Below are 21,586 nucleotides of genomic sequence, written 5' to 3' on the forward strand. Positions count from 1 at the left end.
GTAGATGATTTTCCCCGTGGGCGTCCGCACCACCAGGTCCGCATCCCCGTCACGGCCCCACATCGCGGTGACCTGCAGCGCGATGCCCCCGCCACCGCCCGTGCACACCCCCGCCGTGCACGTCTTCCCCGTCGCGCAGACGTTGCCGCAGTAGCCGCAGTTGTGCTCGTCCGACGACACGTCCACGCACTGCGTGCCGCACTGGACTCGCGGCGGCGCGCAGGTCCCCGGCCGGCACTCGAAGCTGCCCGGCGTATTCACACACGTCTCGCCCGGCTGGCAGTGGGCCGTGCCGTTCGTGCACTCATTGATGTCATTGCACGTCCAGCCATCCCCCATGTAGCCCGGCTTGCACGTGCAGGTGTAGCTGCCCGGCGTGTTCGTGCAGTAGGCGTTCGGCGAGCACTGCGCCGTGCCGTTGGTGCACTCGTTCACGTCATGGCAGACGCTCGGCTGGCCCTGGCAGGTGTACCCCGGCTCCACCGCGCACTGGGCGCTACAGCCGTCCCCCGCCATCCGGTTGCCGTCGTCACATCCCTCGCCCATGCCCACCATGCCATCACCACAGACGACCGTGCCCACCATGCTCGTCGCCTCCACCGCGTCCACCTGGAAGATGGCGAGCAGCCCGGCGCGCAGCCTCACGAAGCGGTAGGGCGTGGGATTGCTGAAGGACACAACCGTCGTGTGCGTCCCCAGCCCCAGGTCCAGCAACTGCGCCTGTCCCGTGGAGATGACGCTCCTGTCCGCCCGCAGGAACTCCACCTGCGCTATCACCGCCAGGTTCAGCCCCCGGTAATAGATGCGCAGCGGCCCGGTCCCCTCTTCACCCGCGCCCATGTCCAGCGTGAGCGACGCCCCCAACAGCCCCAGGAAGCTGGCCGTGGTCCCATTCGGAGCACCCACCGCGTTCTGGGGGTTGTTCACACCGAGCAGGCCATCCTGCACCACCGCATTGGCATACGGGTCACCCGCGAACGCGGACACCTCGCTCGAAGTCTCAGCATCGAAGAGCACTTCTTCCTCGGAACTGGCGCCACACGCGCCGAGCGCTCCGACAACGACGAACGCCAGGGCCGCGCTCAACCAGCGCGTCACAGACACACCGCGACTGACCTTCATGTTTCGCTCCATTCCATTCGGCTGACGAGACGAAGCGCTCCGGTGAAGCCATCCACCTCGAGCACCCGCCTTGCGCATGGAACGCATGGAGGGTTTTTTCCGTGAGGTCCGGCCCTCAATTGCCTGCTTTACCCGTGTTCCAGCCGACAAGCCAGACGCTGAAGGTCGACGTGGAGCGAGCCAGTCGACACCGTTCCCGCCAAAAGCATGACACGTGCTACGTGGGTGTCCTTAGCGCCCCAGGGACTGGAGCAAGCCATTCTCCTGCATCCCCTGGCACTCCGAGACAGGGTTCCCAACCGACCCATCACCGGCCCGCGCGGGGGCCCCCTCCCCTCGCGGACCGGTGTCTGTCATTTACCGGGTCTCAAGGATAGGGAATGGACCCGACGTATGCGGGCTCGCCGGGCACGCACATCCCGAGCGGCCTGTTCTGGGTGGCCGAGCCGACGAACGAGAAGTCCGGCTGGCCAGGACGCCGCACGCGGATGTTGTACTCCACGGGGTTGGTGGGGCTCGGCGCCGGGTTGAAGTTGCCCACCCGGAGACAGAAGTTGTAGTTGCCGGCAGGCGGCGTCCGGTCCGGCGCCCAGAAGATGTTCTCTGGCCCGTCACCCGCTGTGTCATCCACATCCAGTTCGCCGAAGTCCGTCCCTTCGTTGGGTCCCCTGTTCCCATAGAAGATGCGCTTGCCCCTGGGCGTCGCCACGATGAGGTCCGCGTCACCATTGCGGCTCCAGGTCGCGGTGAACTGGAGGGTGCCCGTGCCCAGGCACACGCCCGAGGAGCAGGTCTTCCCCTCGCCACAGACGTTGCCGCAGGCGCCACAGTTGTTGTTGTCGGTGTTCGGGTCCACGCAAAACCCGCCGCAGACGATGCGCGGCGGAACACAGGCTCGCGCCTGGCACTCGAAGCCTCCGGGCGTGTTGACACAGACCTCGCCCGGCGCGCACGTGTCCGTACCCAGGGCACACTCGTCGATGTCGGTGCAGACGCTCGGCGCTCCCGCGCAGGTGTAACCGGGCTCCACCTGACAGACGCTGTTACAGCCGTCTCCGGAGGCCTGGTTGTCGTCGTCACAGGCCTCGTCCCCATCCAGCACGCCGTCACCACAGAAGGGCCGGATGGACGTCTCCACCGCGTCCACCAGGTAGAGCGCGAGCAGCACGCCCCGCAGGCGCACGTAGCGGTAGGGCTCGTTGCCCGAGTACCTCACCACCGCCACATGGGTCCCCAGGCCCAGCTCCACCAGGCGCAGCGGGCTGGAGCTGATGGTGGTCCTCCCATCCGCCTTCAGGAAGTCCACCTGGGCCACCAGCGCCACGTTCAGACCCCGGTAATGGACGCGCAGGTCGCCAGTGCCCTCCTCGCCCGCGCCCAAATCCAGCACCAGCGCCGAGTTGAGCAGGCCCAGCATCGTCGCCACCTGCCCGTCCGGTGCGCCCAGCGCCCTGTTCGGGTTGAGCACCGCGGCCGTGGTGCCAGACGCCACCGCGTCCGCATACGCGTCCCACGCCAACGCGGACACCTCGCTCGAAGACTCCGCCTCGAGGAGCGCTTCCTCCTCGGGACCGATGCCGCATGCACTGAACGCACCGACAGCAAGGACCATCAGGGCCGCGCGCAATCCGCGCGACGCCGAGACATCATGACCGACCTTCATGTTTCGCTCCATTCGCTCGACGGACCGGAGGAAGCCCTCGGGTGAAACATCACCGAGGGCTCGCCGTCGCGACATGAAACGCATGAAGGATTGTTCCGGCGAGCGGGCGCCTCTTCTCCACGGACCTGCTCGTGTCCCAGCCGACAGCCCATGCGTCATGTATCGTGGAGGCGCGCACCAGCCGACACCCGCGCGGAAGCCAGCGTCAGGCTTGATACATGCGAGTCTTCCGGCGGGGACGTCAGCCATCCAGCAGCCGCATCCCCCGCGAGACAGGGGGTTGACCCATCTGCCTCGAAGCTTCCGGGCGTATTGACACACCGCGAATCCAGCCCGCATGTGTCGGTACCCAGGGAGCCCTCGTCGATACGCTCGGTCGGTGCCCGTCGCAGGTATAGCCCGGCTCCGTCTCGGACAGAACCCAGGTTCCGTGCCTGTCTTTGCCCTCGCTCCCGCGTCAGCGATTACGGGCGCGGCGCCAGCCTCCGAGCAGCGCCAGCACGCCCGCGAGCGCAAGTCCTCCCGGCGAAGAGGCACAGCCACCCGAGGACTCCTTCCCCGCCACACACGACACGCTCGCGGAGACGACGAGGTCGCGCTCCTCGCCATCGACGGAGACGGTGAAGGTCTCCTCCTCGAAGCGCTCTTCCACGCCCCACTTCATGGACGAGGACCGCCCCCGCCCGTCCGCGAAGTGAAAGGAGGCCTGCTCGTTCGGCTGGAGTTCCAAATCACACAGCCCATCCGCGCAACCGACGAGCGGCCAGCTCACCAACGTCACCGGCGTGTCGCAGGCATTGCGCACCGTGCTCGCGCCACAGCTCGAATAGGCGGCGATGATGAGGCATGGCATCTCTGACACCACGCTCTGACGGTCGGTGACGCAGTCACACGGGTCGCTCTCCGCGTGGGCCGCCAGCGCGCCACCCAGCCCTGTCAGCAGCAGCCACCCAAGCCATGCGGCCCCATTCCGGGGCCAGAAAGTCCTCGCTCGCATCCCGCGTACCTCCGTCTCGACGTGCTGGCCCCCGCGGCGCGCATCCTGTCGCGCGCCAGCGGGTACAGCCAAAACATCGTTGCCGGAGGCAACTGCCTGGGTGCGGCTACTTGGTGCCGAAGAGCCGGTCTCCCGCGTCGCCCAGGCCCGGGAGGATGTAGCCGTGCTCGTTGAGGCGCTCGTCCACCGCGCCCGTGTACACGTGCACGTCCGGGTGGTGCTCGCGCAGGTTGGCCAGGCCCTCCGGACACGCCAGCAGACAGACGAAGCGCAGCGAGCCGGGCTTGCTCTTCTTCACCCGCTGGAGCGCCGCCACCGCGGAGTTGCCCGTGGCGAGCATCGGGTCACACACCACCACGTCGCGGTCCGCCAGTTGGCCCGGCACCCGGTAGTAGTACTCCACCGGAGTGAGCGTCTCCGGGTCCCGATACAGGCCGATGTGGCCCACGCGCGCGGAGGGCACGAGTTGGAGCATCCCATCGAGGATGCCCTGGCCGGCGCGCATGATGGCCACCAGCACCAGCTTCTTGCCCTCCAGCACCGGCGCCTTCATGGGCGCCATGGGCGTCTGAATCTCCTCGTCGCGGACCTTCAAATCCCTGAGCGCCTCGTACGCCAGCAGCAGGGAGATTTCCTGCAGCAGCGCCCGGAAGGAGGCGGTGCTCGTCTCCGCGCGGCGCATCAACGTCAGCTTGTGCTTCACCAGCGGATGGTCCACCACGGTGCAGTTGGGGAACTCCATTGCGTCCTCCCTTTCGGTCAGCGGTTGTCAGAACACCGTTCCGTCGCTCTCGACGCGAATCGGCGGCACGCCTCCGGGGCGTCGCTCGGCGGCGACCTTGCGCCCCGCCGTCCACGTCCCGCCTTGCAGCACCTTCGCCAGCGGCAGCTCCTCCGCGGTCATCCCCAGCCGGCCTCGCACCAGCGCCCCCACGCGGTCCAACAGCGCCACCGTCAGCGCGCGCCACTCGACGATGGGCTCCTCGCTCGGGTGCAGCGCCTCCTGGGTGAGCCGCTCGTCCCTGGGCACCAGCACGCCCAGGTCCACGAAGAGGCCGCCGTTGCGGTACTCGGGCAGGCCGGTGAGGCCGTCCAGCTCCACCACCCGCACGCCCGCCTCCGCCAGCGGCTCCACCAGCGAGTACGTCAGCCACTGTGACAGCTTGTGGAAGGGCACCAGCGCGTCCACGCTCTCCACCGCGCCCAGCGCCGAGTGCGGCCACACGTCGCCCAGGTTCACCGCGTCCACCATGACGCGGCCGGGCCAGATGGGGCCCAGCGTCTCCAGCACCACGCCGAGCAGCTCCGAGCCCCTCACGCTCCGCCCCTGCGCGGCGACGATGTCGTGCAGCGTGCCGGGCCGGGGCAGCACGCGCGACAGGCCGTGCATCAGGTGCAGGCGTCCGTCCAAGCCATCCAGCGGATTCGTGTCGGAGACCTGGAGTCCGCGCGCCAGCGCCTCGCGCGACAAGCGCCCCAGCGCCTCCGCGTCCGCGCGCAGCGGCCGGTCCGGGTCCGAGGAGAAGAGGCCGTCCATGAACATGCGGAAGCTGGCCACCGCCAGCCCCTCCGAGCGCGCCCACGTCGCGCCGCCCTGCTCGCGGTAGCTCCACTTCGGGCCGCTGCCCGCGTCCAGGAGCACGCTCACCACCGCGAGGTCCAGCTTCGCCCGCGCGCGCTCCTGCGGCGTGGCGTCCTTCAGCCGCGCCTCCAGCTCCGCCACGCGCTGCACGCCGCCCGCGTCGAAGTGGCGCCAGCGGCTGTGCACGGGGATGTCCAGCGTGGGGTACGCCTCGCGCGTCACGCTCAGCACGGTGTCCACCACCACCGGCAGCCGCGAGGGCTCGACCCGGAAGTGCGCCAGCTTGCCGGCCAGTCCCAGGTCGAGGAGCTGGTGGCAGCGCTCGCGGATGGCGGCCGGCGTGCGCAGCCACGCCACCGCCGGGGACACGTCCGCCCTCGCCAGCGGCTGCTCAGACATCGAGGCCACGCCCCTTCACCTGGGTCAGCGCCGTCGCGTCCGCCACGGGCCCCTTGGTGAAGTAGCCCGCCGCCTTCTTCGCCTCCATCTCCACCTTCGCGTCCGCGGGGACGAGCTCCTCCGGAATCGGCACGCGCTCCAGGATTTCGATGCCCGAGCGAACAATCGCGTCGTGCTTCATGTCGCTCATCGACACGAAGCGGTGGATGCGGGTGATGCCCAGCCAGTGCAGCACGTCCGGCATCAGCTCCTGGAAGCGCATGTCCTGCACGCCCGCCACGCACTCGGTGCGCTGGAAGTAGGTGGCCGCGGAGTCGCCGCCCTCCTGCCGCTTGCGCGCGTTGTACACGAGGAACTTCGTCACCTCGCCCAGCGCGCGGCCCTCCTTGCGCAAGTAGACGATGACGCCCGCGCCGCCGGCCTGCGCCGTGCGGACACACTCCTCGATTCCGTGGGCCAGGTAGGGACGACAGGTGCAGATGTCGCTGCCGAACACGTCGGAGCCGTTGCACTCGTCATGCACGCGCACCGCCAACGGGATGTCCTTGTTGGACACCGAGTTGATGTCTCCAAAGGCGTACAGCGTGAGCCCGCCGATGGGCGGCAGGAAGACGTGCAGGTCCGGGCGGGTAATCAGCTCCGGGAACATGCCGCCGGTCTGCTCGAAGAGGCCCCGGCGCAGCGCGTTCTCCGTCATGCCGAAGCGCTTGGCGATGCCCGGCAGGTGCCACACCGGGTCCACCGCGGCCTTCACCACCTTGATGTCGCCGTTGGCGGTGAGCAGGTCACCGTCGGGCTTGAGGCGGCCCGCCACCACCGCGTCGCGCAGCTCCGGCAGGTTGATGTGCGCGCGGGTGACGGCGATGGTGGGACGGAAGTCGATGCCCTGCTCGGACTGCGCGCTGAACGCCTGCGGCGCGACGGCGCCCCACGGGTCCAACGACACAATCCGGTCCGGGTTGCTCCAGGACGGGTGCGGGCCAATCCGCGCCGCGGGCGAGGTGTCCTTCAGGTCGGCGCGGTGGTCCTGCGGCAGCATGCCGGCGGCCACGGCGAGCGCGCGATAGACGGCGTAGGAGCCGGCGTGCGTACCGATGACGTTGCGGTGCGCGGGCTCGGTGAGCGTGGCCACCACGGGGCCTCGGCGCGTCGGGTCCGCCTCTCCCCAACGGATGGAGACGGCGTCCCCATCTGGATGCGAGGTGAGGCGGATGGAATTGACGGGCTTCTTGTCTGCCATGGGAGCGCCCTCCTTGCGGGCGCGTTTTTGGAGCTCGGGCGAAGTGGACGTGAGGGCGCGCGACTCAGCTCATCCAGGAGCCGTCGGTGCGCGCCGACCACTTGCGGGTGACCTTCTTGAGCTGCGTCCAGAAGTCGAGTCCGGACGGCCCGGTGATATCCCCGTGGCCGAAGCGCGACTCGCCGGTGCCGCCGAAAGAAAAGGGCTCACGCGGGACGGGGACGCCCACGTTGACGCCCACCATGCCCGCGCGCACGCCCTCCACCACCGTCTGCGCCACCATGCCGCTGGTGGTGAAGATGGACGCCGCGTTGCCGTAGGGCGACGCGTTCTCCACCGCGAGCGCCGCGGACAGCGTGGGCACCCGGATGATGGACAGCACCGGGCCGAACAGCTCACGCCGCGCGGCCTCCATGTCCGGCCGCACCTGGTCCAGGATGGACGGGCCCAGCCAGTTGCCACCGGCCCACGTGTCTCCCTTGGGACGGCGACCCCGCCCGTCGAGCGCCAGCCTGGCGCCCTCCGACGCGGCCTTGTCGATGGCCGTCTCCAGCCTGTCCACCGCGCCCTTGTCGATGATGGCGCCCATGCCCGGACCCACCTCGATGCTCCCCGCGCGGCGGACGATATCCGCCAGCAGCGACTCCACGTTGCCCACCGCGAGCACCACGCTGCCGGCCATGCAGCGCTGCCCCGCGCAGCCGGTGAACGAGTCCACCACGGCCTGCGCCGTCAGTTCAGGGTCCGCGTCCGGCGCGACGATGAGGTGGTTCTTCGCGCCACCCAGCGCCAGCACCCGCTTGCCGCGCTTGCTGCCCTCCGCATACAGGTGCCGCGCCACCGCGGACGAGCCGACGAAGGCCAGCGCCTTCACGTCCTCGTGCGCCACCAGCGCGTCCACCGCCTCCTTGCCACCGTGGACGATGGAGAAGACGCCGGGCGGATAGCCCGCCTCCAGCATCAGCTCGCCGAGCGCGCACGCGGTGAGGGGCACCTTCTCCGAAGGCTTGTGGATGAAGACGTTGCCCAGCGTCACCGCGATGGGGAACATCCACATGGGCACCATCGCCGGGAAGTTGAAGGGCGTGACTCCCGCGACGACGCCCAACGGCTCGCGGCGCAGCTCACACGTGACGCCCCGGCTGACCTCCATGTGCGCGCCGCTGTCCAGGTTCTGCAGCGACAGCGCGAACTCGCACACCTCGATGCCCTTGAGCAGTCCGGCGCGCGCCTCCGCCACCGTCTTGCCCGCCTCGCTCGCCGCCAGGTTCGACAGCCGCGAGAGGTGCTGCTCCAAGAGATATCGGAAGCGGAAGAGCAACTGGGTGCGCTCACGCAGCGACGTGGCGGCCCACTGGGGCGCCGCGGCCCGCGCGGCCTCCACCACTTCGGCTACACCCGCCGCGGAGGTGAGTGGAACTCGGCCAATGACGGTGCCGGTGTACGGACTGCGTACGTCCAGCAGTTGCGCGCCTTGAGGCACCCGCCACTCGCCGCCCACCAGGTTTCGACACGGAACAACGCTCTGCGGAAGCTCAACGAACGACAAGCGCACCCCCATAAAATTCGGGTGAGGACGTGCACCTCATCGTATCCGGGAATGCAGACAGATCGGCAACCCACCCCCCAGAAAGCCTGTCAGCGCGGCCGCCGAGTGTCCGGCAACCGAGCACTTCCCTGTCGGAAAGAGGACCTGCTCTCGCGAAGCCTCATCTTCCTTTAATGCATGGCGTCACGAAGGCCGCGACGCGTCATCGAAAGGAACAGGGGTGGGAGTGGACTCAGGTGGGAGTGCTGTCTTTCAAGCGGAGGCGGCGGGCCCCAGCCACGCGCGCAGGCGGGTGAGGACGGCGGTGTCCTCGTCGTCATGGGGGCGGCCCAGGGCGCGGGACTCGGCATACAGCGCGAGCGCGGAGTGGAAGCGCGCGGTGGCGGTCCGCGTGTCGCCCTGCTCCAGGTGCAGCTCTCCGTCCTCGGCCACGAGCCGGGCGAGGATTTTCACCCGCAAGGGGTCCCCGAGCATCCGCGAGGTGGAGGCCGCGTCCACCATCAGCAGGGCGTCGTACTCCATGCCCAGCGTGTCCAGCGCGGTGGAGCGGATGAGCCCGGCCGCCTCGGCGAAGCGCTTCTCCTGGCGGGCCTTGAGGAGCCGGGACAGGGCTTCGGCGAACTGCTCGACGAGGCGCTCGATGTAGTCCTTGCGGATGGACATGGCGGGTGGAGGCTGGGGCCTGGGTGGGAGCGATGCAAGGGGTTTGGAAAGGTGTGGGAAACCGCCATGCCTTCGCGGAGAACACCTCCCTCGGGCTAACGTGCCGCGCCTTACTCACGGATGGGGCGGTGCATGAGTCAGAGCGGAAGCAGTGCCGAGGGTGCTCGCGTGCGGTGGTTGGTGGCGGGAGCGTTCTCCTCCACACCCTCGGGCCGTCGCTTTCATGTGAGCTCCGACACCTTCGCCAGCGAGCTCGCCAAGGCCGCCAGCCACGTGCGCTTCATCGTCCCGGACCGGCTGGGCGCCGACGACACCCGCGCCCTGGAGCTGTCCTTCGAGCGGCTGCGCGACTTCGGCGTCGCCGACGTGCTCACCCGCATCCCCGCGCTGCGCGACTTGCACGCGCTGCGAGACCAGCTCACCCCCGCCCTGTCGCCCGAGGAGGCGGCGAGGCGCGTGGAGGCCATCACCGGCCCGGGCCGCCTGCCCGAAGCGGTGGCCGCGGCCCTGCGTGACGCGGCGCCTCCGCCGCGGCCCGCACCGACTCCCGCGCCCGCCGTGTCGTCCAATGACGCGGCCCTGGTGGAGGCGCTGCTCAACCAGGCCGAGCCCCCCTCGCCCGCCACCGCGGCCCGCGCCGTGGATGCGTTCGTGAAGGCCCTCAACCCGCGCGCGCCGGCCTCGGGCTCATCGACGTCCGCGCCCGCCACGGCCGCGCGCAAGTCCGTGAGGGACCTGCTGGACGAGACGGTGCTGCGCTGCGCGAACGACGTGCTCATCGCGGAGCCCGTGGCCCGGCTGGAGTCAGCATGGCGCGGCCTCAAGTGGCTGGTGGACCAGTGCCCCGCGTCCGCGGGCATGGCGGTGGAGGTGCTCGACGTGAGCCGGGGGGATTTGCTCGGCGCGCTCGACGCCGCGCTCTCCGGCGAGCCGTTCGACCGGCCCGACGCCGTCTTCGTGATGGACACGAACGATGACGTCGCGGTGCTGGCGCGCCTGGCCGCGATGGGCGAGCTCGCGCAGCTCCCCATCATCGCCGCCGTGGCCCCGTCGCTGTTGGGCCTGTCCCCGGACGAGCTGTCCCTGGGCCTGGAGGAGGGCCGGGAGCACGTGTCGGAGTCGTGGACGGAGCTGCGCCAGGATGAGTCCTCGCGGTGGCTGTGCGCCGTCGTCAACCGCGTCGTCGTGGCCAGCGAGGCCCGGGCGAAGCGCGCGGCCTTCACCAGCCCCGCGCTCGCGGTGGCGGCGATGCTCGCGTCCAGCTTCCGCGACACCAGCGCCTTCGCGCGCATCTTCGGCCAGGCCGGAGGCGTGCGCGCCCCGACGACGTGGGAGATTCCCTCCGGCCGCGAGAAGGGCCTGTCCATCCCCACCGAGGTCTTCCTGCCCATCCGCGCGCAGGCGAAGCTGGAGGAGAACGGCGTGCTGGGCCTGGGCAGCGGGCGCAACGCGGACGCGGTGCTGCTGGCGGGGGCGCCCACGGTGTACGGCGGCGGCTACGCGGTGCCGCTTCCGGCCCAGGTGCTCACCGGCCGCATCGTCCGCTTCGCGACGTGGGTGAGGGACCAACTGCCGCCCGGCTCCGGCAACGCGGAGGTCGCCTCCATCTTCTCGCAGGCCGCGGAGGTGTTCCTCTTCCGGGGCGCCACCGAGGACGGCCAGCTCAAGGGCGAGGTCGTCCCCACCGGCAACGGCCACGGCGTCCACGTCACCGCCACCGTCCGGCCCGAGCACGCCGGCACCCGCTTCCAGCTCGCCTTCACCCTGCCGCTGCGCGCCTGACGAAATCGAGGCGCCATACCGACAGGCATTGAGACAGACGTCCGCGGGCACGGCGTCTGTCTTCAAGAAGACGCTGAAACAGGCGGATGAATGTCAGGGACTCTTGAATCCCTGACCCCCGAGTGCTTGTCGACTGGCTGCCGGACGACGTTGGCCCTCCGCGTATTGCGCGCGAACAAACCGACTGTGACAAGGGATGTGATTCATTCCATGAGGGGAACGGCCCATTCTGGGTTTCATCCTGCTCCTTGGGGGGAGCCATCCAATGAGAAGCCTTACACATGCCTCGCTGTCGTGGGGGCTGCGGGCGACGCTGGTGTTGTTGCTGGCTGCGTGCGGGGTGGAGCCCGTCGACGAAGGGGCGGCGGCGGAAGGCGATGAGGCATTGACGCAAGTGAGCCAGGAGCTCGCGCCGCCGTGGGATTTGTATGCGGACGCGGTGGCGCCGGGCACCACGCTGGCGGTGCTCCATCCGAACAGGGCGCTGGGCGCACCGGACGAGCAGCGGGCGACGATACCGGGCCTGCTCTCGGCGCTGGTGCTGGACCTGGGGCAGGGCGAGGAGGGCACTGGAGACCTGCGCGTCTATTACCGGGGCCTGTCGGTGCTGCTGGTGGCCCAGGTGGACTTCCTGAAAGCGGATGGGACCTCCGTCGGCTCCAGCCTGCTGCACCTGGGCCTGGGGACCCATGTCGCGGTGGCGAGGTACCCCGGGAACTATCCCTATCGCTACGTGCGCCTGCGGGGCGCGTTGTTCGGGCCCTACCAGGTGGACGCGGTGGAGACGTCCATCCGGCCCATCTGTGGTGACGGGGTGATTGCCGGGGCCGAAGTCTGTGACGACGGCAACCAACTCTCCGGAGACGGCTGTGACAGTGTCTGCGAGGTGGAGCCGGGCTACACCTGCACGGGACAGCCGAGCGTCTGCGACAACAACTCAGCGCCCACGGTCGAGGACGTCCACGCGACCACCCCCGAGGACACCGCGGTGAACATCACCATCCCCGCGGTGGACCCGGATGGCGACGCGCTAACCTTCTCCTACACCACGCCGAGCCACGGCACGCTCACGGGCACGGGGGCCTCGGTGACGTACACCCCGGACGCGAACTTCTACGGAGCGGACTCCTTCCAAGTCACTGTCTCCGACGGAAGCAAGCAGGCAACGGCCACCCTCTTCGTCACGGTGACGCCGGTCAACGACGCACCCGTGGCCGCCTCCGCCTCGGTGACGGTGAACTACAACACGTCGACGCCCATCACGTTGGTGGCCACGGACGTGGAAGGGGACACGCTCACGTACACCGTGACGACTCCTCCCGCCAACGGAACCCTGTCCGGGACGGGCGCCCTGTTGCTCTACACGCCAAACGCGGACTTCCAGGGGGCGGACTCGTTCACCTTCACGGCCAGCGACGGCGCGCTGACCTCCAATACCGCCACCATCACCCTCACTGTCAGGGGGCCGCCTGTCTGTGGCGACGGCTTCCTCGATTCGGGCGAGGTGTGTGACGACGGCAACCGCGTCGCGGGGGATGGCTGCCGAGCGGACTGCCAGGGCGTGGAGGTGTGCGGTGACGGCCTGGTCGACAGCCTCACGGGAGAGCAGTGCGACGATGGCAACACGACTCCCGGGGATGGCTGCGACGCCACGTGCCAGTTGGATGCCTTCTCGAATGTGCCCCCCACGCTCATCAGCGGGACGCTGAACTGCACCACCGCCAACTCGAACACGGGGCGCAAGGTGGCGGTGGATGCGCTGGGGCGCTTCTACGCCGTCATGACGTGCGGTGGCGCGGTCCATGTCAGCGTGAGCGTGGACCGTGGCCTCACCTGGGTGGGGCCCACGCCCCTGGGAATCACCAACGCGGCGGAGGTCGCGATTGAAGGTGGCCCCACGGGAGTCGCCTACGTCGCGGCGACGGCGAACCCGGGCGTGCTGATATTCACCCGGACCGTCGACGCGGGAGCGAGCTGGGAAGCGCCGCGAACCCTCAGCCCGGCGGCCAACCCCACCCTCAGTCTGGATTCCAGGGGCGACGCCCTCTACATCTCCGTCTCGCGAGGCGGCGTCGGGGTCCGCGTCCTCCGGAACTTCGCGCGAGGCGCGAACGACTTCATCGCGACAGACGTGGACCAGAGCAATGCCTTCTTCGACGTCATCGTGGACAAGATCAGCGGAGACGTCTTCTCGGTGAGCGACGACCCCGCCTTCCGCATCCGTCGCAGCAGCGACCAGGGGACCACCTTCGGCCCGCTGAGCTCCCCGCCGGGGCAGGCCTTCTTCTCGGACTGGACGGGCTCCAACGGCTTCATCTACACCACGGGCTCCTTCGGGGACGACAACGTGGACGTCATCCCCATGTCCGCGCCGGGGACGAGCACCCAGGTGCCCGGCCTCCCCACGGACGTCGCTCCCGGTCCCTTCCGGTCGATTGACGCGGATGCGCTCGGCAACGGCTACATCGCCTCCCAACGAGGGACGGGAAACATCCAGTTGGACCGGATGCTCGTCGGGGCCGCCACGATTCTGACCGTGGATGCCAGGACCGTGGGGCCAGGCGCCTCGCCAGGAGTCGCCGCGCTCCCGTCGAACGGCGGAGCCCTGGTGGCCTACACGAACGGCACCAGCGTCTACGCCTCGGTGGTGGTGTACTGAATCCCCGATGCGCGCCTCCCAGCTCGTGAGGGAGGCGCGCATCGAGGTCGCCATGGGTGGGGCCGCGCCAGGGTCGAACCTCCTGATTCCGAGGGATGAGCTCGAGCCCCCCGCCTCATGACGCGTCCCTGGAGCCGGGGGACTTCGGGTCCTCAGGCAAGCAGGCACTGACGCACGGCGGCGGAGAACTCGGGTTGTCGCGAGAGCTTGGCTACACTCCGCCCCCGAGGTGCGCCAGACATGACGAGAAGAGACACAGGCGGGCGGGACGCGGGCACGGGTCAGGAGGACACCGGCACGCAAGACCTGGGCGCCGGCCCCGTGGGCACTGGCCCCCAGGGCACCGGCCCGAGGGAGGACCTCTCCGGGACGGGGCCCGACGAGGCTCGCCGCGCCGTGCCACCCTTCTCCCAGATTGGCCGCTATCTGCTCCTGAGGCGGCTGGGCCAGGGCGGCATGGGCGTGGTGTACGCCGCCTATGACCCGGACCTGGACCGCAAGGTGGCGCTCAAGCTGCTGCATCCGGATGGCCGGCATGACAACTCGGAGGAGGCCCGCGCCCGGCTCTTGCGAGAGGCGCAGGCCATGGCGCGCGTCTCCCACCCCAACGTCATCCCCGTCTTCGACGTGGGCATGTGGGGCGACCAGGTCTTCGTGGCCATGGAGCTGGTGGACGGCGGCACGCTGGCCTCGTGGCTGAAGGCCTCGCCGCGCTCCTGGCGCGAAATCGTGACGCGCTATGTGGAAGCGGGCCGGGGCCTGGAGGCCGCGCACGCGGCGGGCCTGGTGCACCGCGACTTCAAGCCCGCCAACGTGCTGGTGAGCCGCGCGGGCCGCGTCTACGTCACGGACTTCGGCCTCGCGCGCACCATGGGCGACTTGCCTCCCGAGGACGAGGAGCCCCTGCCCGAGGCGGCGCGCGAGGCCCTGGCCTCCTCGTCCGGGCGGCGCATGCTGGACACGACGCTCACCGAGCGCGGGTTGATGGTGGGCACGCCCAACTACATGTCCCCTGAGCAATTCCGGGGCGCGACGTTGGACGGGCGCACGGACCAGTTCAGCTTCTGCGCCGCGCTCTACGGCGCCCTCTTCGGCGCACGGCCCTTCGAGCCCGGCAGCCTGCGGGCCTATGCCTTCTCCAGCACCGCCGTCAGCGTCGAGTCCGAGCGCACCGAGTCGCTGGGCTCGCAGCGGCCTGGCGCCATGCCCTCGACCTCGGCCTCGACGATACCGGTACCCGCCGTGCGCGAGCCGCCGCGCGACACCCAGGTGCCCGGCTGGGTGCGAGACGTCGTGCTGCGTGGCCTGGCGCTGGAGACGGACGCGCGCTACCCGTCCATGGCCGCGCTGCTGGAGGCCCTGTCGCAGGAGCATCGCCGCACGCTGCGCCGCAGGTGGGTGACGGCCGCCAGTGCCTTGACGGCGACGCTCGCGCTGACGGGCGGCGCCGCGTGGCAGCAGTCGCGCGTGTGCGTGGATGCCGGCGCGCAGATGGACGGCGAGTGGTCTCCCACCGCGCGCGAAAAGCTGACCACCGCGTTCCAGGCCACGGGCAGGCCCTTCGCCGAAGGCATGGCCCAGAGCGTGTCCACGGCGCTCGGTGAATACGCCGACACGTGGAAGCTCCAGCGCGTACAGGCCTGTGAGGCCACGCGCGTGCAGGGCGTCAAACCCGAGGAGCAGTTGGACCGGCAGCTCGTGTGCCTGGAGCGCCGCCGCAAGGACTTCCACGCCACGGTGGAGTTGCTGTCGAGCGCGGACGCGGCCCTGGTGGAGAAGTCCCTGGACGCCGCGCTCGCGCTGCCCTCGTTGGCGGAGTGCGAGGACACGGAGGCCCTGGCGGAGCGGCAGCGCCTGCCCACGGACCCGGTGCGCCGCGCGGAAATCGAGACGCTGGAGGAGAAGCTCTCCCACGTCCGCGCGCGGATGGATGCCGGCAAGCACCCGCAGGCGCTGGAGGCGGTGAAGGCGCTCGTCGCGCCGGTGGAGGCCACGGGCTATCTGCCGCTGCGCGCGGAGACGCGCTTCCTGAATGGCTGGTTGCTGGAGCAGGTGGGCGAGTCGCCCGAGGCCGCGAAGCTCCTGTCGAGCGCGGTGTTCGACGCGGAGGCCGGCCACGCGGACCGGTTGAAAGTCACGGCCCTCAACAAGCTGCTCTTCGTGGAGGACGGGCTGAAGCACTACGAGCCCGCGGCCCGCTGGGGCGCGCTCGCGGAGGCCACGCTGGAGCGACTGGGTGGAGACCCGGTGCTGCTGGGCGACGTGCGCGTCAACCAGGGCAACCTCGCCATCTCGCAAGACCAGTACGAAGAAGCGAAGGCGCGCTTGGAGGAGGCCAGCGCCCTCTATGAGAAGTCCCTGCCCGCGCAACACCCCAAGCGCGCGCGGACGACGTACCTGCTCGCGCACGTGGTGCATGAGCTCGGCGACTCCCCGCGCGCGCTGGCGCTGATGGAGGACGCGCTCCAGAAGACCACCGCCGCCATGGGGCCACAGCACCCGGACGTGGCCCGACGCCATGGCCTGCTGTCCATGACGCTGCGCGAGCTGAAGCAGGACGACAAGGCGCTGCCTCATGCACAAGCGGTGGCGGACATCACCCAGGCCATCTACGGCGCTGACAGCCCCAAGTTCGCGGAGACGCTGGACGAGGTGGGCATGTGCCAGCTCGGCCTGGGCCGCTTCGAGGACGCGCTGAAGACCTACGAGCGGGCACTCGCGCTCAAGCGCAAGGCGCTGCCCGCGGACGACGAGAAGCTCCAGCCGTCCTACGACGGGGTGGGACAGGCGCTGCTCGGCCTGGGCCGCGTGGGCGAGTCGGTGGAGCCCCTGCGCCTGGCGGTGACGTTCGCCTCCGCGCCGCCGGATGCGCTGGCGGAGTCCGGCTTCGCGTTGGCGAAGGCGCTCGTCAAGTCGGGCCAGTCACCGGAGGCGCGGGGTGAGGCCACGCGCGCACGGGGCTGGTTCACGGAGGCGGGGATGGACGAGCGCGTGGGAGAGGTGGACACCTTCCTCGCGGCCCTGCCCGCGCCCGCACCCCTGAAGCCCGTCAAGCCCATCCGCGCGCCTGCTCGCCCTCGGAGGAGGTGAGAGCCGCGACTGACGGGTGGCGGCCTTCCCCGGAAGTGCTACCGTCCACGCCGTGTCAGCGCCGCCGGATGACGACGAGATGAACCTGGATGCCACGGCCACGCTGACGCGGGGCCGTGCCGGTCAGGTGAAGATGGTGCTCAAGGTCCTCTCGGGCCCTGACTCCGGCAAGGTGCACCCGCTCAAGCAGGGCATCTACACGCTGGGCAAGGCCCCCACGTGCGACATCGTCCTGGATGACAAGGCCGTGTCGCGCCAGCACCTCCGCCTGGAGGTGCATGACGAGCACGTGCTGGCCACGGACCTGGACTCGCACAACGGCTCCTTCTGCGAGCGGCTGCGCTTCACGTCCCTGGAGCTGCGCCCCGGCATCGTGATTACGCTGGGCACCACCGAACTGAAGCTGATGGCGGAGGACACCCGCGAGCGCTCGGTGCTCCTGTCCTCCAAGGACCGCTTCGGCGCGCTGGTGGGCAACAGCCGGAAGATGCGCGAGGCCTTCACCCTGCTGGAGCGGCTGGCCCCCGGCGGCGCGGACGTGCTCATCCAGGGCGAGACGGGCACCGGCAAGGACCTGTGCGCGGAGGCCATCCATCAGCAGAGCCCGCGCAAGAAGGGCCCCTTCGTCATCGTGGACCTGGCGGGCGTGCCCCCCACGCTCATCGAGAGCGAGCTGTTCGGCCACGTGAAGGGCGCCTTCACCAGCGCGCAGGGAGACCGCGCGGGCGCCTTCGAGCGCGCCCAGAACGGCACCGTCTTCCTAGATGAAGTGGGCGAGCTGCCCCTGGAGCTCCAGCCCCGCCTCTTGCGCGTGCTGGAGCGCCGGCAGGTGAAGCGCGTGGGCGGCAACGACTACCAGACGGTGAACATGCGCGTGGTCGCCGCCACGCACGTGAATCTGGAGCAGGCGGTGACGCAGGGGAAGTTCCGCCGGGACTTGTTCCACCGGCTCGCCGTGCTGCGTGTGAGTCTGCCGGCCCTGCGCGAGCGCCCGGAGGACATCCCGGTGCTCATCGACCACATGCTCCAGAACACGGGCCGTCCGCCCAGCGCGCTGTCGGACCAGACGCGCGCGCTGCTCGCCCAGTACCCCTGGCCCGGCAACGTGCGCGAGCTGCGCAACGTGGTGGAGCAGGTGATGAGCCTGGGCGAGGAGGCCCTGCCGGACCTGGAGTCCTCCGGAGAGGGGGGCGCCAAGGTCGAACTGGACCTCCCCTTCAAGGAGGCCAAGGAGCGGCTCATCGAGGGGTTCGAGCGCGACTACCTCAAGAACCTCCTGGAGCGTTGCGAGGGCAACATCTCCCGGGCCTCCCGAGAAGCGGACATCGACCGTGTCTACTTGAAGAAACTCCTGCGCAAGCACGAGCTGGACGCGGGGCGGGAGACTTAACGCCGGGCCGGTTTTGAGGTAGGTTGGGCTCCCACGCTCTCCCTCTGCCTCGGAGCCCCCCGTGAGCATCTCCCTGCCCCCCAACCTGGTGCGGTCCACCGTCGTCGAGCAATCGCGCTCGGGTGTTCCGCGCGTGCCCGTCGCGGGGCAGGCCGAAGAGCTCCAGAAGCAGACCCCCTCCGCCGCGACGCCGGTGGAGGCGCCCTCGGACACGTTCGCCGCGCAGGAGGCGGTCCGGCGCGCGTTGACGAACCTCTTCTCCGCCGCCACCGCGGCCTCGGGCGAGTCCGCTCCCGCCACGGCCAACCCCGTCGGCTGCGTGAGTGACCTGTCCAAGACGCAGGCCGCGCCGGAGATTGGCGGCTGGGACAAGGACGCGTCCGTGCTCGAGCAGACCAAGGACTCCAACTGCGGGTCCGCGGTGGCGATGATGCTGGGCAAGTCGCACGGCACCGAGACGCAAGGCGCCACCACGAAGGAAGCGGCGATGGACGCGCTGGAGTCGCGCTTCACGGATGGCGGCGGGACGACGGCGCACGAGCTGTCCAACATGATTGCGCACGAGGGCGCGCAGGTGACCCAGAGCGCCACCTCGTTCGACCGGGGCATGATGGACGAGGCCCTGAAGCGCGACGGCAAGGCCGCCGTGCTGGTGGACTCGAACAAGGTGGACCCGACGGCGAAGGACGCGGGCAAGGGCCGCGCGCACTGGGTCACCGTCGATGGCAAGGACGACCAGGGCAAGTACAAGGTGAAGGACCCTGGCACCGGCAAGACAGTCTCTTTGGAGGCCGGCGAGTTGGAGGATGCGGTCGGCACCAGTTGGCGCGAGCACCAGAGCGGCGGAATGCTCGTCGTCGAGAAGGCCGAGGGCACCACCGAGGCGCAGCGCGCGGAGCAGGGTGGCCAGAAGGCCGCGGCGCTCGGCAACACCGAGGGTGGCGGCTCCCGGTCCAAGGCGAACTTCGCCCGTGAGTCCTCCTGAGCTGAGCTGAACCCCAGCACCTCCATCAATGCCCGCCGCGCGTCGCATCGCCAGCGGGTCTGTTGATGGAGTGGGCTGAACCCAGGCGCCGACTTCAGACGTGGAGCATCGCCATGGCCTGCAGGCGCAGGAGCTGCTTCGCCAGCTCCTGAACGCGCTCCACTTCCGCGTCACCCAGCGGCTTGCGAAGCGCGTTCTTGATGTCCGTGGCGGCGAGCAGCAGGAACTGCCGCACCTGCGAGTTGTTGAGCATCGGGTTGAGGCGGCGCAGGTGGCCCACCAGCGAGCCGAGCTGCGGCAGCGTCAAGCCGGCGACCATGACCTGCTTCGCCGTGCCCTCCTCCGGAGACAGGGCGACGGCGAGCTGCAGCGGGGACAGCAGCAGCGAACGGGTGAACTCCAGCCCACAGGGCAGTTGGAGACGGGCGCACTCGGCGGCGACCGGGCCGACGTCATGGCCGGAGATGACGGGCTGGATTCGCGCCGTCTCGTAGCGGGCCAGCACCGCCTCGTAGCCCGCGCGGGCCTGCTTGCCTTCAGGTGAATGATGGAACTCGCCGAAGGCCGCGTGGACCTCATCACGGAGCGTCATCAGCAGCGGCGCGTCGTCCGTGCTGACGGGCAGTCCGAGCGCGTGGCAGAGGAAGTTCCGGTCATCGGCCTCGACGCTGACGAGCTTCCAGAACTCGTACGTGACGGAGCTCTCGCTGAGGACCACCGGGAGGGTGACGACGCCCTGGCGACCGGGGTTCTCCAGAAACGCGGCCAGCTTCTGCTCGACTTCGGTGAGCCCTCGGACGAGCCGCTCCACCACGGCGGCGCGCAGCTTGGCGCGGCCTTCGAGCGCGGCCCGGGCGTCCTCGCTGGAGCCCTCCTCCGCGACGTCACGCTCACGCGCGGATTCGGTGGAGACGGTGGGCGCCTGACGCGCGAGCCTCGGGTCCTGGAGCTGCGGCGCCTGCCCGGGGTTCGGGGTGGACTGAGCGTTGCGAGCGGTGGGGGCCGTCTCCCGGGTGGTGCCGGGTGCGAGCCCTTCCGGGGTACCGCGAGCGGAGCCGCCGGCCAGGCCCTCCGCGGAGCCGCGCTGGGTGCCGGACTCCATCCCGTCGCGATGGACTCCTCCCTGGGCGCTGTCCTTGTCGCCCTCCGCGGGGCGGGCACCGGCGCGTCCTCCCGTCGCCGGCTTCCCGGTGGTGGGGCCCTTCGCCGCGGGCTTGCTCGAGGACTTGGAGTCAGCGGGCTTCGCCTGCTCGCGAGCTGCTTCCTCCCTGGCCTGCCTGGGGGGGACCCCGGGACGGGGACCATTCTGGGGCCAGCGGACGCTCATGGGTGCGAGGGGGTCGACGCCGGTGCGTCGAGGCGGCTCAGGTGAGGTTCTTCAAGTGGACGACGATGTTGCTGTCGCCGCTTCCCAGCGTGCTCGCGTCGTCCTTGGGGATGACGTAGCCCTGGTCCGCGCCGACGTGCTTCCGGAAGAAGTCTACCACCGACGGGTCCTGCACATCCGAGGTGGTGGTCTTCTTGATGCCGTACGCGGAGCCGTCCGGGCCCTTGGCCTTCACGGCGTCGGGGGCGGAAGCAAGCAGGTTGTCGAGCGTCCCGGACTTCCGGCCACCGCTCTCCGGCGCCATCGTCATGGCGGTGTTGTGGCCCTCGATGTAGCTGACGTCGTAGTACGTCTGACCGTGCCCGCCGTTGAACTTCACCTCCCCCAGGGTGGCGTTCTTGCCGTCGCCGGTGTCGGTGCGGAAGTTGCCGGACCAGCCCTCGGGGAACTTCACGGTGCGATTCTCACCGGGCTGGAGGGTGATGGAGTCGACGGCCTTCTCGCCCGCGTTGGGGGTGAAGTTCACCGTCATCGGCTTGTTGCCGTCGTTGTTGAGCGTGAGGGTGTTGCCGTCCTTCTTGACGCCATTGGGCTGCGCGGTGGACGCGCCCGGCATCGGGGGGAGCATGCTGTCCGGGATGCTCGACTCGGCGCCCAGGTCGGGAACGCCCATCGCCTCCGGGCCCAGCTCCGAGAGTCCGGGGTCGAACGATGAGCCCAGGTCCGGGACTCCGCCGAACTCCGAGCCCTCCGCGCCCAGGTCCGACACTCCGCCCTCGAACGACGAGAGCCCGGCCTGCTGAGCGCCGTCGAGGCCCCCCAGGCTCGGCGCACCCTCACCCTGCACGCCGGGGCTCCGCACTCCGCCCACGCGAGGCTGGATGCCCGCCTCACCGAGCTTGCCCGGGCCGCCGGCCTTGTCGGCCCCGAGCGCCTGCGCCAGCTCACCGAGGACCTGCACCTGCGAGGCGAGCATCTTCACGAGCTGCTGGAGACCCTCGGCGCTCTTGAGGCCCCCGGCGGACTCGAAGCCGTCCTTCTGGAAGAGGGACGGGGCCGAGGATGCCTTCGGGAGAGGGGGAATCGCCTGCGACGACAGCTCCGAGCGGGGGGAGACCGAGGGGGCGGAGAAGGAACC

General features: G+C 70.0%; 15 protein-coding genes and 1 pseudogene. 5 read left to right on the plus strand and 11 right to left on the minus strand.

Annotated elements, in window-relative coordinates; translation table 11 throughout:
* The 9 genes and pseudogenes from HUW62_RS33855 to HUW62_RS33890 all read right to left on the minus strand — a co-directional run.
* A partial coding sequence (locus tag HUW62_RS33855) for an EGF domain-containing protein (RefSeq protein WP_176436770.1) occupies positions 1-1,122 on the minus strand: 1,122 nt, incomplete at its 3' end.
* Between the two features lie 367 nt (positions 1,123-1,489).
* A complete protein-coding gene (locus tag HUW62_RS50135) occupies positions 1,490-2,104 on the minus strand; it encodes a hypothetical protein (protein ID WP_338041976.1) in 615 nt (204 codons plus the stop codon).
* Positions 2,105-2,734 (minus strand): annotated as a pseudogene (locus HUW62_RS50140) (myxococcus cysteine-rich repeat containing protein); the annotation flags it as partial.
* A 508-nt stretch (positions 2,735-3,242) separates the two neighbouring features.
* Complete coding sequence (locus HUW62_RS33865; protein WP_255203799.1) at positions 3,243-3,782, minus strand: MXAN_0125 family MYXO-CTERM protein; 540 nt, start codon at positions 3,780-3,782, stop codon at positions 3,243-3,245.
* A gap of 106 nt (positions 3,783-3,888) precedes the next feature.
* Positions 3,889-4,524 carry a uracil phosphoribosyltransferase gene (gene upp, locus HUW62_RS33870; protein WP_163870761.1) on the minus strand — a complete coding sequence of 212 codons (636 nt, stop codon included), beginning with the start codon at positions 4,522-4,524 and terminating at the stop codon, positions 3,889-3,891.
* A gap of 27 nt (positions 4,525-4,551) precedes the next feature.
* Positions 4,552-5,763, minus strand: a complete 1,212-nt coding sequence (locus HUW62_RS33875) for a URC4/urg3 family protein (protein WP_176436776.1) — start codon at positions 5,761-5,763, stop codon at positions 4,552-4,554.
* A complete protein-coding gene (locus HUW62_RS33880) occupies positions 5,756-7,003 on the minus strand; it encodes a GTP cyclohydrolase II (RefSeq protein ID WP_163870762.1) in 1,248 nt (415 codons plus the stop codon). The genes HUW62_RS33875 and HUW62_RS33880 overlap by 8 nt, the downstream gene beginning before the upstream one ends.
* 64 nt (positions 7,004-7,067) lie before the next feature.
* Positions 7,068-8,564: a CoA-acylating methylmalonate-semialdehyde dehydrogenase gene (mmsA, locus tag HUW62_RS33885; protein ID WP_163870763.1), complete on the minus strand. Its 1,497-nt coding sequence runs from the start codon at positions 8,562-8,564 to the stop codon at positions 7,068-7,070.
* A 240-nt stretch (positions 8,565-8,804) separates the two neighbouring features.
* Positions 8,805-9,215 (minus strand): hypothetical protein, encoded by a 411-nt coding sequence (locus HUW62_RS33890; protein WP_163870764.1) that lies wholly within the window; start codon positions 9,213-9,215, stop codon positions 8,805-8,807.
* 132 nt (positions 9,216-9,347) lie between these two features.
* Between HUW62_RS33890 and HUW62_RS33895 the strand changes: the two genes are divergently transcribed.
* The 5 genes from HUW62_RS33895 (at position 9,348) to HUW62_RS33915 (ending at position 19,121) form a co-directional block, all read left to right on the plus strand.
* On the plus strand, positions 9,348-10,997 hold the full coding sequence (locus HUW62_RS33895; RefSeq protein WP_163870765.1) for a type VI secretion system contractile sheath large subunit: 1,650 nt from the start codon (positions 9,348-9,350) through the stop codon (positions 10,995-10,997).
* Positions 10,998-11,262: 265 nt separating this feature from the next.
* Complete coding sequence (locus HUW62_RS33900; protein ID WP_176436773.1) at positions 11,263-13,656, plus strand: Ig-like domain-containing protein; 2,394 nt, start codon at positions 11,263-11,265, stop codon at positions 13,654-13,656.
* Between the two features lie 240 nt (positions 13,657-13,896).
* Positions 13,897-16,746 carry a serine/threonine-protein kinase gene (locus HUW62_RS33905; RefSeq protein WP_176436774.1) on the plus strand — a complete coding sequence of 950 codons (2,850 nt, stop codon included), beginning with the start codon at positions 13,897-13,899 and terminating at the stop codon, positions 16,744-16,746.
* Positions 16,747-16,825: 79 nt separating this feature from the next.
* Positions 16,826-18,136 carry a sigma 54-interacting transcriptional regulator gene (locus tag HUW62_RS33910; RefSeq protein ID WP_163870822.1) on the plus strand — a complete coding sequence of 437 codons (1,311 nt, stop codon included), beginning with the start codon at positions 16,826-16,828 and terminating at the stop codon, positions 18,134-18,136.
* A 61-nt stretch (positions 18,137-18,197) separates the two neighbouring features.
* On the plus strand, positions 18,198-19,121 hold the full coding sequence (locus HUW62_RS33915) for a hypothetical protein (RefSeq protein WP_163870767.1): 924 nt from the start codon (positions 18,198-18,200) through the stop codon (positions 19,119-19,121).
* 94 nt (positions 19,122-19,215) lie between these two features.
* Here HUW62_RS33915 and HUW62_RS33920 read toward each other — a convergent pair whose 3' ends face one another.
* Positions 19,216-20,448: a hypothetical protein gene (locus HUW62_RS33920; RefSeq protein WP_163870768.1), complete on the minus strand. Its 1,233-nt coding sequence runs from the start codon at positions 20,446-20,448 to the stop codon at positions 19,216-19,218.
* A 37-nt stretch (positions 20,449-20,485) separates the two neighbouring features.
* Entirely contained in the window at positions 20,486-21,430 is a 945-nt protein-coding gene (locus HUW62_RS33925) for a hypothetical protein (protein ID WP_368670537.1), read from the minus strand.
* Between the last annotated feature and the right edge of the window lie 156 nt (positions 21,431-21,586).

Origin of the sequence: Myxococcus sp. AM011, assembly GCF_013372595.1 — a bacterium.
GTDB classification, from domain to species: Bacteria; Myxococcota; Myxococcia; order Myxococcales; family Myxococcaceae; genus Myxococcus; species Myxococcus eversor.

Bases quoted from the DNA above. Each gene is read 5' to 3' on its own strand.
- HUW62_RS33865 (WP_255203799.1), bottom strand. From the start codon at position 3,782: ATGCGAGCGAGGACTTTCTGGCCCCGGAATGGGGCCGCATGGCTTGGG.
- upp (WP_163870761.1), bottom strand. From the start codon at position 4,524: ATGGAGTTCCCCAACTGCACCGTGGTGGACCATCCGCTGGTGAAGCAC.
- HUW62_RS33875 (WP_176436776.1), bottom strand. From the start codon at position 5,763: ATGTCTGAGCAGCCGCTGGCGAGGGCGGACGTGTCCCCGGCGGTGGCG.
- HUW62_RS33880 (WP_163870762.1), bottom strand. From the start codon at position 7,003: ATGGCAGACAAGAAGCCCGTCAATTCCATCCGCCTCACCTCGCATCCA.
- mmsA (WP_163870763.1), bottom strand. From the start codon at position 8,564: ATGGGGGTGCGCTTGTCGTTCGTTGAGCTTCCGCAGAGCGTTGTTCCG.
- HUW62_RS33890 (WP_163870764.1), bottom strand. From the start codon at position 9,215: ATGTCCATCCGCAAGGACTACATCGAGCGCCTCGTCGAGCAGTTCGCC.
- HUW62_RS33895 (WP_163870765.1), top strand. From the start codon at position 9,348: ATGAGTCAGAGCGGAAGCAGTGCCGAGGGTGCTCGCGTGCGGTGGTTG.
- HUW62_RS33900 (WP_176436773.1), top strand. From the start codon at position 11,263: ATGAGAAGCCTTACACATGCCTCGCTGTCGTGGGGGCTGCGGGCGACG.
- HUW62_RS33905 (WP_176436774.1), top strand. From the start codon at position 13,897: ATGACGAGAAGAGACACAGGCGGGCGGGACGCGGGCACGGGTCAGGAG.
- HUW62_RS33910 (WP_163870822.1), top strand. From the start codon at position 16,826: ATGAACCTGGATGCCACGGCCACGCTGACGCGGGGCCGTGCCGGTCAG.
- HUW62_RS33920 (WP_163870768.1), bottom strand. From the start codon at position 20,448: ATGAGCGTCCGCTGGCCCCAGAATGGTCCCCGTCCCGGGGTCCCCCCC.